The sequence below is a fragment of the Pseudoalteromonas distincta genome (assembly GCF_000814675.1).
In the GTDB taxonomy this organism is placed as follows: Bacteria; Pseudomonadota; Gammaproteobacteria; order Enterobacterales; family Alteromonadaceae; genus Pseudoalteromonas; species Pseudoalteromonas distincta.
Genome location: NZ_JWIG01000001.1, coordinates 681088 through 698004, shown reverse-complemented (window position 1 = coordinate 698004; position 16917 = coordinate 681088). Strand labels below are relative to the sequence as shown.

The following is a 16917-nucleotide window of genomic DNA, read 5'->3' as shown; positions in this document are numbered from 1 at the left end:
AATGAAACGTAAATTATTTTTACATGTGGGGCCACATAAAACAGGTACAACTTTAATTCAAAAAGTGTGTTTAGATAATCAAAATGAATTATTAAATAATGGTGTGTTTTATCCCAAAAACTATGTTCGTATTTTTGGTCATCACTTAATTCGTGATCTTATTAAAGAGCAAAAACTGACAGATACTGACTCAAAGTTTTTTGAAGAGATAGACTCAGATATTCTATTATCTAGTGAGGATTTTATTTCTTTTACGGTAAAAGACTTTGAATATCTAAAAAAGCAGTTTAGTAATTTTGAAGTTCATATTATTTACAGCTGGCGAAGAGCTAGTTTAAAAATGTACTCAATTTGGCAAGAGTTAATTAAGCATGGTAAGTCTGTATCATTTTTTGAGTTTTATCATGAGCACTTAGCTAAACCCGCACAAAGCTATATGCTGTCAGCAGATCTCCAAATAGAGCGCTTTGCTAAGGTTTTCGGAATTAAAAAAGTACATTTGATTGACTATGACAAAGCGGCTAAAGATAAAAATTTATTAGAGCTATTTTTTTCAATAATAAACTGCGAATACTCGACAAAGTATCTTGAAAAGTCTGAGAGTCGAGTATCTAGCAATCGTTCTTTAAACCCTTTTGATACTGAGACTATCCGGATCTTAAACAAGATAATGTCATCGAAGTATGGAATGCATGGTAATGATGTGAGAGAAGCATACCTAGCCCATTACTCTGAGCTGGACATTACTGAACTGCATCAAATAATGAATACGCAAGTAACTACCTTACCTGTTGGTAACTACTTCATAGATAAAAAAACTGAAAAGGTAATGTATAGCAAGTTTAAAGAAAACTTCATAAATTTTGAGCAAGCACAATATAAAAGCTCGATAACATTGATACAAGATAGTTGGCTTATGAACCCTGAAGCAATCACATTGATAAATAACCTTGCAGATAGACTTCATGAGAAGGTTAAAAGTGACTAATATGGAATCCCAGCTTGAACTAAAAATAAAATTAGTAGCTATAGCTAAAGATGAAGCCGCCTACTTGCCTGAATGGATATTTCATCATCTATATTTTGGTTTTGATGCAATCGATATTTACGTAAATAATACAACAGATAATACTCATGAATTAAGCCAGTATCTCGCACCTTTAGAGTCAGTAAGTTTTATTGATGGTGATAGCTACTTTTTAAGCGGGCTAAAAACTCCTCAGCAAAATGTTTATAGTGGTGCATTTACTAAAGCAAAAGAACAAGGCTTTAGTCATATCATGTTCTTAGATATTGATGAGTTTTGGACCCCTCTTGATATGAGTACTACTATCAAAGATTGTCTAAACTTACTTATGGCGGATGTGATTTCATTTGAATGGCTTAATAAATTTGAAGATAACAAGTTCTCGCCTGCTTTAGAATCAAAAATTTCTGGTGAGCATCATAGATTAGTGAAAACATTGATGAGCTTAAATTTAAATTCTGAGAAATTAGATATTCATAATATTGAGGTTGAAGGTGCTATTAACGTTCTTGCTGATGGTACTAAGCCTATATTTTCTGATGGAAACCAGCAGTTATCAAAAGTAGGAGAAATTAAGCCTTATCTTATTATACACCGAATGTATCGAAGTAGCCTTGAGTACGTTTCTCTTTTAGGGAGAGGTAGGCCTCGAGGTGGAGGCGTTTTCAAAGATAATCGCAATGGATTTTGTTTTTTAGAATATGAATTTAAGACAATTCAGTTACCAATAGATAAAATTAAGGAATATAACCTTCAAAAAGAAAGCTTTCTAAAGATATATACTACCAACAGTTATTTTATAAAGGCCCATCTTTTTATTGAAAAAAGATTTAATGATGTATTAAGTCTAATAGAGTCTTCTTCTCTGAGTGAATTCAAGGTTATCAGAAAGGTGCTGAGGAATATTAATCTTTCAGAAGTAAACTTCTCTTTTGCGACTTATCTACAGGAGGTATGTAAGCATTTGTCAGGTGATGTCACTGACAATCTAAGGAATGCGGCTGTAATATTAGAGAAAAGAGATTTATATAAATCTCTAAAAATGATGGAAGTTGCAAGCGAGTTGAGACCGAATGGTCCGTTTATTATTAAAAAAATCGCACAATATAAAAAAGAAATTAGTAGAAATACAGACTGATGAATCAGGTAATTATATCGTTAACCTCTTATGGGGAGCGTATTAATAGTGTTCATCATGTTGTTGAGTCATTAAAAAACCAATTATGCAGTGCTTATAAAGTTATATTGTTGGTAGAGAAGAAAAAATTATCTCGAATTTAATTAGCAAAGATAAAAAAGAGTTAAGAGCTAACCTATTTAGCTTTTAATTTATGTTTAAGGTTTATTAATGTCAGTTAAGGTAGTTATACATATAGGTCCTCCTAAAACAGGGACCTCTGCAATACAGTATTGTTTACAGCATGATAGGCAACGCTTAGCTGAAAATGGGATTTATTATCCAAAGCATACTACTGATGTAAATGGGATCAGTTCAGGTAATTTAAATAGTATATATGACGTTACAGCTAGTTTAGGCCGCTCTATTAATAAAGGTAAGGTTGATAAGCTAATCAACCTTTGTGAAAAGCTGAGCATGCATACCTTACTTTTAAGTTCAGAGTTTTTCTTTGAAAATATGAAAGAGGTTAGTTGTGCGTTCCCTAATGCGATATTTATAGCTTATATTCGTAACCCACTAGATAGTTTTGAATCTTTATATAACCAGTCGGTAAAAAGGCATCATAAAGTCGACCCTATTAAAAACCTCCCCAAGTTGCCTAAGTTTTATTTAACTAAACTTGAGGCTATTTTAGATGAAATTGGCGCTAGCCATTTTATTTTACGTGCATATAGCAAAAGTGCATTTGTAGGAGGGAGTATTATTGATGATTTTTATAGTATTTTAAATGTTACTCCACCACTGATAACGAGTAAAAGTATTAATCCTTCTTATAGCTTTGAAGCTTTAGAGTTTAAGCGATGGATAAACCAGTTTTGCTCTCATAGCTTAGCATTAAAAGCTGATAAAATTTTACAAAACTTTAAAAGTGATTTAGGGCCTTTTTCTCTTATTGAGCCAAAAACATATGAGCTATATAAAGAGCAAGCTGTGTGTTTTTTAAATAAGCTGCAAAGTAAGCACTGTATCTTTGGGTTTGAAGGCTTATTAGATGATGTCCATAATGCGAAGCAAAAATTATACAAAAATCAAAAGTTAAGCGAAAAAGATTTTAATCGGGTGGCGAACTATATAGATCACAAAGCACCAGAGGTTTATAAATCTATTTGTAATGCACTTTACCTTTCTAGTTATCGTTCTTGTTACACTGGCACATATGGGCAGGCTTTTATTAAAAAATATAAGCTGTCTGATATTTCGGATAAATATATGTATAAAACACAAGTGATAAATTTTATAAAGCGCTTACTAGGTAAAACTACGAATGCTGAAGAGCTTCCTTTTATGCTTCCAAATTCAGGTGATATTAGTAGACTAAGAAATACACTTCGATTAAGTGATGATGTTAGTGATGTAGATATATTAAGAGAGCTGGCCTTTGTTGCAGAAAAAAATCATGATATTGGGTTAGCTTATATGTTTATGAAAAGAGCACAAAAGTTAAGGCCTAATGGGCCGTTAATTAACAAAAAAATTAAATTGTACGAGCGCAAGATAGATAGCGCCAATACAGAAAAGCAGATCCCCAAGTGAAAATATTAAGAAAGGCTTTAGTAAAAACGTTAAAAGCATTCATCGGTATTTTACCTCTTAGTATTATCGATAAAGCAAAGCAACACCCGAGCTTAGTAGCTGCTTATAGTCGCAATTTGCACAAAAGTGGTTTGCTCTATCAATTACAAACTTTAGATGAGCTGGAGCGTTCTTACGCTGATTATATTCATCAACATAGTAGCTATCTTACAAAGCAAGTTGATTGCTTTTCCAATGTAAATAATAGTGGTTGCTCGTTAATAGTTTGCGTAACCGATTACAGTCCTAGTAAATTACTTGATACCTTTAACAGTATACGTGAGCAGCATACCCCATTTGTAAATATCGTTGTGTATTGCCACAATAATAATAAAAGCGATATTAGTGATTTTTTAAACTTAAATAGCAAATTAAATTTAAATGTCGTTTGTTCGTTAAGTGAACAGGGGGGGGCTAGTAAAATAATTAACGAGCCGTGCTTTTTTGTATATGCTGGTGATGTATTACACCCGTATTTAGGGTTTGTACTTGCTACAGAGTTGTCGCAATCAACCGAGCTGACTTATGTTGATACTGATTTATTAAGTATCAAGGGTAAAAAAAGAGAGTTTGCTGATTTTAAACCTAGTTGGAATCCAGATTTACAGCTGACTAACGGTTATATTAGTTCGGGTATTTGGGTTAAACAGCTAAGAGGTTTTGATGCTGAAAAGCTTCCTATCAATAAATTTATGCTGAGTATATATGTATGTACTCGTCATCTTAAAAATCCTAGTTTAAAGGTTGGACATATAGCTCAGGTATTACTTTCAAGAGAGCCTACACTACCTGATTTTAGTGATGCTAAAAGCCAATTAAGCGTTTTATATGACTCATTCGCGAGTATTGTGCCATCAAGGCTACCAAGTGTTTATTTGCGATGGCATTTAGATAAAAAACCATTAGTGTCGATTATTATTCCTACGCGTAATGGTTTGGATTTAGTAAAAAATTGCATTGACTCTATTTTAAGTAAAACTACTTATGATAACTATGAAGTTTTGCTTATTGATAATGCTTCAGATGATCCTAACTGCATTAAATATTTCAATGAGTTAAGCAAGCATTCAAAAATAAAGGTGTTTAATTATCCGTCAGAATTTAACTATTCGGCAATAAATAACTTTGCAGCTAGAAAAGCAAATGGCGATGTGTTGGCGTTAGTTAATAATGATATTGAAGTAATCGAACCTGACTGGCTATTGAATATGGTTAGCCATGTTATGCGTGAAGATATAGGCTGTGTTGGCGCAAAGCTGTTGTATTCAGATAATCGTATCCAACATGCCGGTGTTATTATGGGTTATGGAGGCGGCGCCGGGCATGGACATAAGTATTTCCCAAGCGATCATTATGGTTATATGAACCGCTTGGTTGCGAGTCAAAATTACAGTGCGGTTACCGCTGCATGCTTGCTTGTTAAAACAGATGACTTTTGGGCTGTGGGTGGTTTGAACGAAGAAAAGCTAGCAATAGCTTTTAATGATGTTGATTTTTGTTTAAAGGTGCTGCAATTAGGTAGACGAAACCTATATTGTGCAGAGGCTGTTTTATACCATCATGAGTCTGTATCGCGCGGACACGAAGATACGCCTGAAAAGGTGCGACGTTTTAATGCTGAGCTTAATTATCTGCAAACTACCTGGTGTGATTTTATTGCTAACGACCCAGCATATAATCCTAATTTAACTCGCAAACGTGAAAACTTTGCGATTAAGCCTTTTAGGTAGTTAATAAAAAGTAAAACTAGCGTTATTATCCGTAATGTTTTTGTGTGCTTAATTAAAGTAAGCTAGAATTGCTTTTAGTTTGTAAATGACTGTTTATTTGAGTTGTTTTATCTTTTTATAGAGAGAGTGTGGTTCCTATTTTGACAACCAATAGCCAGTTTATATTACATTCGACTAACCCAATTGCAAGCGATGTGAGTGTGGTTTGTGGTATGTCTGTTTATATAAATGATCGCTTAGAGTGGGTTAAACAAGCTGTTGAAAGTGTATTAAATCAAACAATTCCACCCGATCTTTTTATGATCGTGATTGATGGTAAAGTGTCGGATGATATTTCAATTTATCTAAAACACGCTGAAAAAACACATGCGAACTTAGCTCTAGTACATGGAATAAAAAACCAAGGTTTGAGTACATGTATGAATCATATAATTGATTTTACTTTACCTTTAAAACCCAAATATTTTTTTAGAATGGATGCAGATGACATATGCGTTTTACATCGCTTTGAAAAGCAAATTAACTTGTTAGAAAAACATCGCGATGTTGATGTACTAGGGTCTGCGTTGTGGGAAGTGGACGAACAAGGTAACAAAGCGGGTATTCGAAGGCTTCCATTGAGCCACTCTAAGTTGTTACTGGCTTTTTCACGTCGCTGTCCTATAAATCATCCTACTGTCGCTATTAGATATAGTGTATTTGAACGTGGACACCGCTACTTATCGACAATGCGTAATACTCAAGACTACTTTTTATGGATTGCTTTAGCTAATGATGGCTGTAAATTTGCCAATGTAAAAGAACCATTACTACATTTTAGACGCATTAATGGTTTTTATAAAAGGCGTGGCAGAGGTAAGTCGGCAAATGAATTTAAAGCAAGGTTACTTGCTATGGAGTTACTTTCACAAAAGTCGGTCAAAAATTATTGCTATGCGTTATTTGTTTTGGCATTGCGCATGATGCCCTCTAAAATAATAAAACTGGCGTATAAAGCTGATCGCTTTTTACTTAATTTAAAGAAGCATAACTAAATTATGATTGGTGCGGTGTTAGTTGTATATAAGCCAGACTTGCCTTTAGTTGAGCGTTTGTTAACTCGCTTATACGGCCAAACAGAAGAGGTGGTTATTGTTGATAATAGCCCAACACCTCACGATTTTAGTAAAATTATTACTCACTACCATTATATACATCTCTCTTCTAATTCAGGCATTGCTTCAGCTCATAACGCAGGTTTAATCTATTTATTAGAAGCGGGTTGTGAGTATGCGATTTTACTTGATCAAGACAGCCTAATACCCAGCGATATGGTGTTTAACCTAAGTAGCTTACTTAAAGCATCTAATAAAATGAAGCAAAATGTAGTTGCTATTGGGCCTAGGATTCGTTGTAGTTTTTCGGACAAAAAAGTAAACCCTAAAGTTCAAAAAGAAGTTTTTGAATATGATGAACTGGTAGGAGTTACTCAAATTATTGCATCCGGGATGATGATAGATTTAAGTGCTCTTGATGAAATCGGTTTAAAAGACGAGTCCTTATTTATTGATGGCGTTGATCATGAGTGGTGTTGGCGAGCCCGTAGTATGGGTTTTGATATCGCTAAGGCTAAAAATATTGAAATGATTCATCGTTTAGGCGACTCCCGTAGTAAATTTGTGGGGATAACTTATAAAGTCGGTGCCCCAATTAGGTTGTATTATCAGTTTAGAAATATTCTATTGCTGAGCCGCAGAGCGTACGTCCCTAATTATTGGAAAGTAAGGTGTTTGTTTTTTATGCCGATACGCTTTTTTTTAAATTCTGTTATGCAAAAGAATAGGCGTAAACGTTTTGGGTTTATGCTAAAAGGTATTTACGATGGATTGATAGGGAGAAAGGGGCCTTATGACAAGCATTGGAAGTAGTGCTTTAGTAGTTTTTTGGCAATTTAATACAATCAAGTTACAGTTTCTCTTTTAATTACGCCATACACTGACAAAAAATTTAAGTGAGATGTTATTGTAGTGAAGCTAGGGTGTAAGAGTAGTTCTTCTTTTCTTTAAAAGGAGGAAAAGCACGTTATCGATAATATAATGTTATACGTATATACCCACATTGCACATGGCGTTAATTAAATTTAGAATAGGGCTACATAATAGTTTTAATTTAGCCGAATCAAGTAATGACATAATCGGCTTGAATGGATTTTGATAATTTAGGATATGAATAAACGTTATGAATGAAGAAAAGTTAACCCACCTTAAAGCGCTCGAAGCAGAGTCAATACATATAATGCGTGAAGTTGCCGCAGAATTCGATAACCCGGTAATGCTTTACTCTGTAGGTAAAGATTCTTCGGTGCTATTACACCTAGCCCGTAAAGCTTTTTATCCTGGTAAAATCCCTTTTCCGTTAATGCATGTAGATACAAACTGGAAATTTAAAGAAATGATTCAGTTTAGAGACCAGATGGCTGAAAAGCATGGTTTCGATTTAATTGTTCATAAAAACCCTGAAGGTTTAGAGATGGGGATTAGCCCATTTGTTCATGGAAGTGCTAAACACACTGACATTATGAAAACTCAAGGTTTAAAGCAAGCACTTGATATGAACGGTTTTGATGCTGCATTCGGTGGTGCTCGTCGCGATGAAGAAAAATCTCGCGCTAAAGAGCGTGTTTATTCATTCCGTGATAAGAATCATCGTTGGGATCCTAAAAATCAACGTCCAGAACTTTGGAATGTCTATAACAGCAAAGTAGATAAAGGTGAAAGCATTCGCGTATTTCCACTTAGTAACTGGACTGAGTTAGATATTTGGCAATACATTTACCTTGAAGGTATTGAAATTCCGTCATTGTATTTTGCACAAGAGCGTCCAGTAGTTGAGCGTGATGGCACATTAATTATGGTTGATGATGAACGAATGGAGCTTGAAAAAGGCGAAGAAGTTCAGCAAAAAATGGTTCGTTTTAGAACGTTAGGTTGTTATCCATTAACGGGAGCTGTTGAGTCTGTGGCTCAAACATTACCTGAAATTATCCAAGAAATGCTGCTTTGTACTACTTCAGAGCGCCAAGGCAGAGTAATCGATAACGATTCAGCTGGTTCTATGGAAAAGAAAAAAATGGAAGGTTATTTCTAACCATACGTTAGAGATTTTAAGAGACAAGTTATCACTAAGTTATAAATAAAGTATAGATAACTGCTTGTTATTAACCTATTACGAACCAAATTTCAGAGAAAATTATGTCACAAGATACAAACTTACTTGCAACCGATATTGAAGCTTACTTAAAAGTTCACGAAAACAAAGATATGCTACGTATTTTAACATGCGGTAGTGTAGATGATGGTAAATCAACTTTAATTGGTCGCTTACTTTACGACAGCAAAATGATCTTTGAAGATCAGATGGCGGCTATCGAAAAAGATTCAAAACGCTTTAACACTACGGACAACGATTTTGACTTAGCGCTTTTAGTTGATGGTCTTCAGTCGGAGCGTGAGCAAGGTATTACAATTGATGTTGCATATCGATACTTTGCAACGGATCAACGTAAATTTATTATTGCCGATACGCCAGGACATGAGCAATATACTCGTAATATGGCAACGGGCGCTTCAACATGTGATTTAGCAATTATTTTGATTGATGCTCGCCATGGTGTGCAAGTTCAAACACGTCGCCATAGCTATATTTGTTCTTTGTTAGGAATTAAAAATGTAGTTATTGCCATTAATAAAATGGATGCAGTCGACTACGAGCAATCTGTTTATCAAAACATTAAAAAAGATTACCGAGAGTTTGCTGAAAAATTATCTTTTGATGATATACGTTTTGTACCAATTTCGGCACTGCGTGGTGATAACGTAGTAAATGAAAGTGAAGCGATGTCTTGGTACCCTGGCTCTACGCTAATGAAGCTTTTAAACACGGTTTCAGTGACACATGCTAAAAATGATGAATTTAGACTGCAAGTACAATATGTTAACCGTCCTAATTTAGATTTTCGTGGCTTTAGTGGCACTATAGCTGCTGGCGATATTAGAGTGGGGGATACTGTTGCGTCATTACCTTCAGGTAAAGAAAGTAAAGTTAAATCAATAGTTACTTTTGATGGCAATCTTGAAAAAGCTTCTGCTGGTATGGCCATTACGCTAACGCTTGAAGATGAAATTGATGTAAGTCGTGGCGATATGCTAGTGCGCCCTCATCAAAAACCTCATTCATCTGCTAATTTAGAAGCTGATGTGGTGTGGATGACTGAAGAAGCATTACAAGTTGACCGTGAATATGAAATAAAAGTTGGCAGTAAGTCTGTTTTTGGCCACGTAGAAGCTGTTAACTATAAAGTTGACGTGAATACGCTAGAGCAAAAAGAAGCGTCGCAGCTAAACTTAAATGAGATTGGTAATTGTCAGTTTGCTTTAACGGCACCGGTACAATTTGATGCTTATGATCTGAATAAGCACACTGGTGCGTTTATTGTTATTGATCGCTTAACTAACGTAACTGTTGGTGCTGGGATGATACGTAAGCCTCTGGATGCTAAAACGAATAAATCGCAAAGCCAACATTCTGTTTTTGAAGTTGAGTTTAATGCGTTGGTTCGTAAACACTTTCCTCATTGGGATGCAAAAGTAATTCGTTAGATTACTCATGCTAAGCATTGCGGGCTCTTTAAGCCCGCACTTTTGTTTTATTAACTATGGATGGCTACTATAATTATGCCATTAGATGCTTATCTAACGCTTATTATTTTTGCACTTACGGTTACTGGATTAATTGTTATTCAAGGAAGGCCAGTCGCTGTTTTTGGGGCGACACTCGTTGCTTTGATAGCTTGTGATTTGGTCACTAAAGAACAATTTTTAACAAGCATTGCAAACCCTGGTTTAGTGACTTTAATCTTACTTGTATTGTGTTCTTTAGCACTTGAAAAAACACGTTTGTTAAGGGTTGTAGCATCTAAAATAATTGTGAGTAGCTACCATTCTACTTGGTTTAGATTATTTGGAGTTACTACACTTTTTTCGTCTATTTTAAATAATACAGCTGTTGTCGCTACGTTACTTTCTCCTATACGCAATAATCCTCACCACTTTTCGAGTAAACTACTGTTACCTCTTTCCTACGCTTCTATTTTAGGTGGTACTTTAACGCTAATAGGAACTTCAACTAATTTGATTGTTAACTCAATGTATATTGAGGCCTCTGGGCGTTCACTGTCGTTTTTTTCGTTCACAGCGATAGGGGCTATTTTGGTCGTTAGTTGTGGTGTTGTTATGTATTTTTGCACGAATATGTTACCGAGTATTGAGCAAAAAAAAGCGACATCCGAAGGCTATTTTATTGACGCTAAGGTCACTAAAAACTCTGAGCTTATAGGGCGTTCCGTTGAAGCTAATGGCTTGAGGCATTTAGAGTCATTGTTTCTGGTGGAAATAGTGAGAGAGGGGCATTTAATTAGCCCTGTCTCCCCTTCGGAGGTTATACACTGCTCTGATAGGCTTATATTTTGTGGAGAGATTACTAAGTTACTTCAATTAGGGCAATTTACAGGCTTGGAAATTTTTGCTGAAAAAAACGGTACGTTAAATAGTAATTTAACTGAAGTAGTGGTTAGGCAGGAAAGTATTATTGTTGGTAAGACCTTAAAAACAACAGGGTTTAGGGCTTTATTTGATGCCGCTGTAGTTGCAATTAGACGCGATGGTGAGCAAGTCTCTGGTAAGCTAGGAGACGTTGTAATCCGTTCTGGTGACTTTTTAGTCCTAGCGGTAGGTAAAGATTACAAAACAAGAACTAATATTAATAAAAACTTTTTAGTGCTTTCTGGCGTTGAGCCTGAATCAAGAATAAATGGGTGGCGTGCTTGGCTATCTATTGGTGGGTTTATTTCAATCATTGTGCTGGCCGCTTTTGGTATTCTTGATTTATTAGAAGGTTTGGTATTATTGCTCGGAGGGCTATTATTCACTCATAGTTTAACTACGAATGAGCTGGTTAGGCGCTTTCCGGTTGATATTTGGCTGGTTGTCTCATCGGCAATTTTGCTTTCAAATGCATTAGTTAATTCTGGTGTAGTAGGTACATTAGGCGATTTTATTGGACAGTATAACGATCCGAGCTATGTATATGTAGCGTTAATCTTTGTTTATATAGCAACTTGGTTAATGACTGAGTTTGTGACTAATAACGCGGCAGCTGCGTTAATGTTTCCTATAGGTTATACCATTGCTCTGGGGTTTGGAGTAGATGTATTGCCATTTGTTATGACAGTTGCTTTTGCTGCAAGTGGAAGTTTTATAAGCCCTTATGGCTATCAAACTAATTTAATGGTTTTTAACGCTGGTAATTATAGGTTAAATGACTTTGTTAAAATGGGCTTACCTGTCAGTGTTGTTTATGCTGTGGTAGTTTTAGTTTGTATTCCGGTATTTTTTCCGTTTAAGTAAGTATTTAATGCACTTTAGTGTCGCATTTAAAATTATATTACGCCAGTGTGGGGTTATCTCGCACTGTATAAGAATTAGAGTAAGGTATATTAATGAGCCAGGATGAAAATATAGTATGGCACACACAAACGGTGTCACGAGAAAAAAAGCAAGTTCACAAAGGACATAAGCCTGTTTTGCTTTGGTATACGGGATTAAGTGGCTCAGGTAAGTCTACTATTGCTAATGCGGTAGAATCAAAATTATTTGAATTAGGTTGTCATACTTATTTGTTAGATGGTGACAATGTTCGTATGGGCCTAAATAAAGGGCTTACATTTAGCGATGAAGACCGTATTGAAAACATTCGTCGTATTAGCGAAGTTGCTAAGTTATTTGTGGATGCAGGATTAATAGTATCGACTGCATTTATTTCTCCATTTGCTACAGATCGTGCCCAGGCTCGCAGTATTATGGCTAAAGGTGAGTTTATTGAGGTGTTTATTGATACCCCAATAGAAGTATGTGAAAGCCGCGATCCTAAAGGTTTGTATAAAAAAGCGAGAGCTGGTGAAATACCTAACTTTACTGGGATTAGCTCTGCTTTTGATGTACCAATATCACCAGAGATACATGTTAAAACAGCACAGCAAAGTATTGAACAAAGTGTTGAGCAAATTATTCAGTATTTAAAGGAAAAAGAAGTTATAAAATTATAGGTATTCAGATTTTGATACCAGAATAATTTAAAGATTAACTGCTTAGTTAAGCAAAGTACTTTGATTTCTGACTTTGAGACTACTATGAAATATGATGTTTTTAATGGTGATGCTGATGGTATTATCGCATTGCTTCAGTTACAACTTGCTAACCCTACAGAGACAGTTAAAGTAACTGGGGTTAAGCGTGATATTCAGTTACTAAAAAAAGTAACACCACAATCAGGCGACTGCATTCGTGTGCTTGATATTTCAATGGAAAAAAATATGTCAGCTCTTCATGATGCATTAACGGCTGGCGCAAAAGTTATGTATGTTGACCATCACAAAGCAGGTGACATTCCTAATCACGCAAATTTATTTCCTCATATAGATCTGGATGCAAATATGTGCACCAGTTTAATTGTGAGTGATTTACTTGATAAGCAATTTCACCTGTGGGCAATTACTGCTGCATATGGTGATAATTTATTTGCAAAGGCTGATGCAGAAGCTGATAAGTTAAAACTGACTGAATTACAAAAATCGCAGCTAAAAGCATTTGGTACGTATATTAATTATAATGGTTATGGGAGTGAAGTTGCTGATTTACATTTTCCTCCAGAAGATCTTTACGAGCAACTTTTGCAATATAAATCGCCGCTTGATGCCATAAACGATGAAAGCTCAGCTTACTATACTTTAGAGCGTGCTTATAAAGCTGATATGAAAAAAGCTGCAGGGGCCAAAGTTCTGCATGATTGTGATACTGCCAAAGTTATTTTATTAGATGATGAGCCTTGGGCGCGTCGTGTTAGTGGGGTATTAGGTAATGATTTAGCTAACCAAGCTCCAACGAAAGCGCATGGTGTTGTTACAAGTAATAATAAAGGAAGTTACACTGTTAGCGTTCGCGCTCCGCTTAGTAATAAGCAGGGGGCTGTTGATATATGTAGTAAGTTTGCAACAGGTGGTGGGCGTGCGGCAGCTGCTGGAATTAATGAGCTGCCTGAGTCGCAACTTTCAAATTTTATAACTGAATTAATAGGTTACTATAAGTAATGTATTTAGATGAGTTCTAAATCTTATTTATTAAGTGAATACTCACAAAGTGAATAAGTAATAGTTATCAACATGGAGGGGACAGAGAAGTGAAGGAGAAGATCTAATAACTTCTCAGTGCAGCGTGCAGCGTCTCTGTGCCCTCGGTGGTAAAATTGTTATGTAGGTGAGGTTTTATACCTCGCTCATAAAGTAATTAAGACATTATTATCACCACCGAGAAATGAAGGAGAAGATCTAATAACTTCTCAGTGTAGCGCGCAGCGCCTCGGTGTTCTCGGTGGTAAAATTGTTTTGGGCTAAATGCTCATAAAGTAATTAAGGCATTATTATTACCACTGAGAAGTGAAGGAGAAGATCTAATAACTTCTCTGTGTAGCGCGAGGCGCCTCTGTGCTCTCGGTGGTAAAATTGTTTTGGGCTAAATGCTCATAAAGTGATTAAGAGATTGTTATCACCACAGAGAATACAGAGAAGTGAAAGAGAAGAGCTCATTACTCCTCGGTGTAGCGTGAAGCGTTTCCGTATCCTCGGTGCACCCAGTTCGTGATGAAAATTATCTTAAAGGGTATAAACATAAATTTTTGATGTTCAATATCTACTTTTTAAGTAATTAAAAAGCAAAATACGCGTTTTCTTTATATTCACTTTTATTACTCAACTACTATTGTGATTCAGTTTAGATATAAGTTCAAATTGCTAAGTTAAAATACTAAATATAATAAAGGACTACCCATGAAAGCTGTTATACCGGTTGCCGGCCTTGGTACACGTATGTTACCTATGACCAAAGCAATTCCTAAGGAAATGCTTCCAATTGTAGATAAGCCATTGATTCAATATATCGTCAATGAATGTGTTTCTGCGGGTATAAAAGATATTGTATTGGTTACACATAGCTCTAAAAATGCTATCGAAAACCACTTTGATACAAGCTATGAACTTGAAGCAACGCTTGAAAAGCGTGTAAAGCGCGCATTACTTGATGAAGTGCGTTCAATCTGTCCATCTGATGTAACGGTTATGAGTGTACGTCAAGGTGAAGCGAAAGGGTTAGGGCATGCAATTTTGTGCGCTAAGCCTATCGTTGGTAATAATGACTTTATAGTATTGCTCCCTGACGTTATTTTAGACGCTTATACCGCGGATCAAAAGACTGAAAACCTAGCTGCGATGATTAAGCGTTTTGATGAGACTCGCGCTAGCCAAATTATGCTTGAGCCAGTTGCCCGTGAGGATGTTAGTAAATATGGTATCGCTGATATTGGAGGTGTTGAGCTTACTCCAGGACACAGTGCTGCAATTAAGACGATGGTTGAAAAGCCGGATGAAGATGCCGCACCTTCCAACCTCGCTGTTGTAGGGCGTTATGTTTTAAGTAAAAATATATGGCCTTTACTAGCTAAAACACCAGTTGGAGCTGGCGGTGAAATCCAGCTAACTGATTCGATTGATGCGTTAATGATGAAAGAAACTGTAGAAGCATTTCATATGAGTGGGCGTTCGCATGATTGTGGCGATAAGCTTGGCTATCTTAAAGCTATTGTTGAATATGCAATGCGTGATGACAAGTTAGGTACAGACTTCAATGAGTTTTTAAGCCAAGTGAAAAGCTAAAATTGATACGTTTAGTAAATTACTTACTAACTATAAGTTGTAGGTACATAGCCTCATTTTAGTTGTTTCTAAGATGAGGATAAATGTTTATTAATGTTTAGCTGAGAACAAATTAATTGAACGAGTTGTTTATTCGTTTTACTTTAGATATCTGGTAAAATCAAATGATTAAAATTATAAACTTTAAGGGAATAAAATGAAAATAGCCGTTGTTGGTACAGGCTATGTAGGCCTTTCTAATGCTATGTTGTTAGCGCAGCACAATGAAGTGGTTGCATTAGATATAGACGACCACAAAATTGCGCTTTTAAACAATAAGCAATCGCCTATTGTTGATACTGAAATTAGTGAGTTTTTAACGCGCAGTGATTTAAATTTTACAGCCACAACTGATAAAGTAGCCGCATACAAAAATGCCGATTTTGTAATTATTGCGACTCCAACCGATTACGATGTTGAAAATAACTACTTTAATACAAACTCTGTAGAGGCTGTAATTAAAGATGCAATAGCGCATAACCCAAATGCAGTTATGGTGATTAAGTCGACTATACCGGTTGGTTTTACGCAAAATATTAAAGAGACGTTGGGTATTAGTAATTTAATATTTTCACCAGAGTTTTTACGTGAAGGTAAAGCGCTACACGATAACCTATACCCATCGCGTATTGTTGTTGGTGAGCAAAGTGAGCGCGCCAGTGTATTTGCTAACTTACTTAAGCAAGGCGCTATCAAAGAAGATATTGAAGTACTTTTTACTGACTCAACTGAAGCCGAAGCTATTAAGTTGTTCTCAAACACTTATTTAGCAATGCGTGTAGCTTACTTTAATGAGCTTGATAGCTACGCTGAAGCACATGGCTTAAACTCTAAGCAAATTATACAGGGTGTTAGTTTAGACCCACGTATTGGTGATCATTACAATAATCCATCGTTTGGATATGGCGGTTACTGCTTACCAAAAGACACTAAGCAGTTACGTGCAAATTATGCAAATGTACCAAACAACATTATTGGTGCGATTGTTGATGCTAATACGACACGTAAAGACTTTATTGCGGACTCAATAATTAAGCGTAGCCCAAAAGTGGTTGGCGTGTATCGTTTAGTAATGAAAACAGGGTCTGATAACTTCAGAGCTTCTGCTATACAAGGTATTATGAAGCGCATTAAAGCTAAAGGTATTGAGGTAGTAGTTTACGAACCAGTACTTGAAGAAAGCGAATTTTACCATTCTCGCGTAATTAAAGATTTAAATGAGTTTAAGCAAATATCTGACGTTGTTGTGTCTAACCGTATGGTTGAAGAACTCAGTGATATTGCAGACAAAGTTTATACACGCGATTTATTTGGTAGTGATTAAACTACTAACAAGCTATTAGCTTCTTATTGTTTAATACGTATGTAACCCCGTGGTAATCACGGGGTTTTTTATATCTATATAGTGTGAAGGTCTATAGCATTAAGTGCTATACATTTTATTTGGCTTAATAACAATAATACTTAATAAATTTGAGGGGTTAAATCTGACGCTAACTGTGTTAAAAATTCCGATATATAACAAATAAATAACGAAATTTTTGTCTTGTTACCAACACGATTTTATTAC

13 protein-coding genes are annotated in these 16917 nt (G+C 35.7%); all 13 read left to right on the top strand.

The features are described from left to right. Position 1: 1 nt before the first annotated feature. The 13 genes from QT16_RS03145 (at position 2) to QT16_RS03085 (ending at position 16671) form a co-directional block, all read left to right on the top strand. On the top strand, positions 2 to 988 hold the full coding sequence (locus QT16_RS03145; RefSeq protein WP_039485584.1) for a hypothetical protein: 987 nt from the start codon (positions 2 to 4) through the stop codon (positions 986 to 988). 1 nt (position 989) lies between these two features. Further along, positions 990 to 2165 (top strand): glycosyltransferase family 2 protein, encoded by a 1176-nt coding sequence (locus QT16_RS03140; protein WP_039485581.1) that lies wholly within the window; start codon positions 990 to 992, stop codon positions 2163 to 2165. A 210-nt stretch (positions 2166 to 2375) separates the two neighbouring features. Next, on the top strand, positions 2376 to 3740 hold the full coding sequence (locus tag QT16_RS03135; RefSeq protein ID WP_039485577.1) for a hypothetical protein: 1365 nt from the start codon (positions 2376 to 2378) through the stop codon (positions 3738 to 3740). Beyond that, entirely contained in the window at positions 3737 to 5509 is a 1773-nt protein-coding gene (locus QT16_RS03130; protein WP_039485574.1) for a glycosyltransferase family 2 protein, read from the top strand. The genes QT16_RS03135 and QT16_RS03130 overlap by 4 nt, the downstream gene beginning before the upstream one ends. Before the next feature lie 128 nt (positions 5510 to 5637). Next, complete coding sequence (locus QT16_RS03125; RefSeq protein WP_039485572.1) at positions 5638 to 6543, top strand: glycosyltransferase; 906 nt, start codon at positions 5638 to 5640, stop codon at positions 6541 to 6543. Between the two features lie 3 nt (positions 6544 to 6546). After that, positions 6547 to 7416, top strand: a complete 870-nt coding sequence (locus tag QT16_RS03120) for a glycosyltransferase family 2 protein (protein ID WP_052201194.1) — start codon at positions 6547 to 6549, stop codon at positions 7414 to 7416. Positions 7417 to 7726: 310 nt separating this feature from the next. Continuing rightward, positions 7727 to 8635, top strand: a complete 909-nt coding sequence (gene cysD / locus QT16_RS03115; RefSeq protein ID WP_002963147.1) for a sulfate adenylyltransferase subunit CysD — start codon at positions 7727 to 7729, stop codon at positions 8633 to 8635. 104 nt (positions 8636 to 8739) lie between these two features. Continuing rightward, positions 8740 to 10146, top strand: a complete 1407-nt coding sequence (gene cysN / locus QT16_RS03110) for a sulfate adenylyltransferase subunit CysN (protein ID WP_039485563.1) — start codon at positions 8740 to 8742, stop codon at positions 10144 to 10146. 75 nt (positions 10147 to 10221) lie between these two features. After that, positions 10222 to 11952 carry an SLC13 family permease gene (locus QT16_RS03105; RefSeq protein WP_039486047.1) on the top strand — a complete coding sequence of 577 codons (1731 nt, stop codon included), beginning with the start codon at positions 10222 to 10224 and terminating at the stop codon, positions 11950 to 11952. 92 nt (positions 11953 to 12044) lie between these two features. Continuing rightward, positions 12045 to 12650, top strand: a complete 606-nt coding sequence (gene cysC, locus QT16_RS03100) for an adenylyl-sulfate kinase (RefSeq protein WP_039485560.1) — start codon at positions 12045 to 12047, stop codon at positions 12648 to 12650. Positions 12651 to 12734: 84 nt separating this feature from the next. Further along, entirely contained in the window at positions 12735 to 13691 is a 957-nt protein-coding gene (locus QT16_RS03095; protein ID WP_039485555.1) for a hypothetical protein, read from the top strand. A gap of 735 nt (positions 13692 to 14426) precedes the next feature. After that, the gene (gene galU, locus QT16_RS03090; protein WP_039485553.1) at positions 14427 to 15308 is read left to right on the top strand and encodes a UTP--glucose-1-phosphate uridylyltransferase GalU; all 882 of its coding nucleotides are present in this window, start codon (positions 14427 to 14429) and stop codon (positions 15306 to 15308) included. Between the two features lie 196 nt (positions 15309 to 15504). Then, on the top strand, positions 15505 to 16671 hold the full coding sequence (locus QT16_RS03085; protein ID WP_039485550.1) for a nucleotide sugar dehydrogenase: 1167 nt from the start codon (positions 15505 to 15507) through the stop codon (positions 16669 to 16671). Positions 16672 to 16917 lie beyond the last annotated feature (246 nt).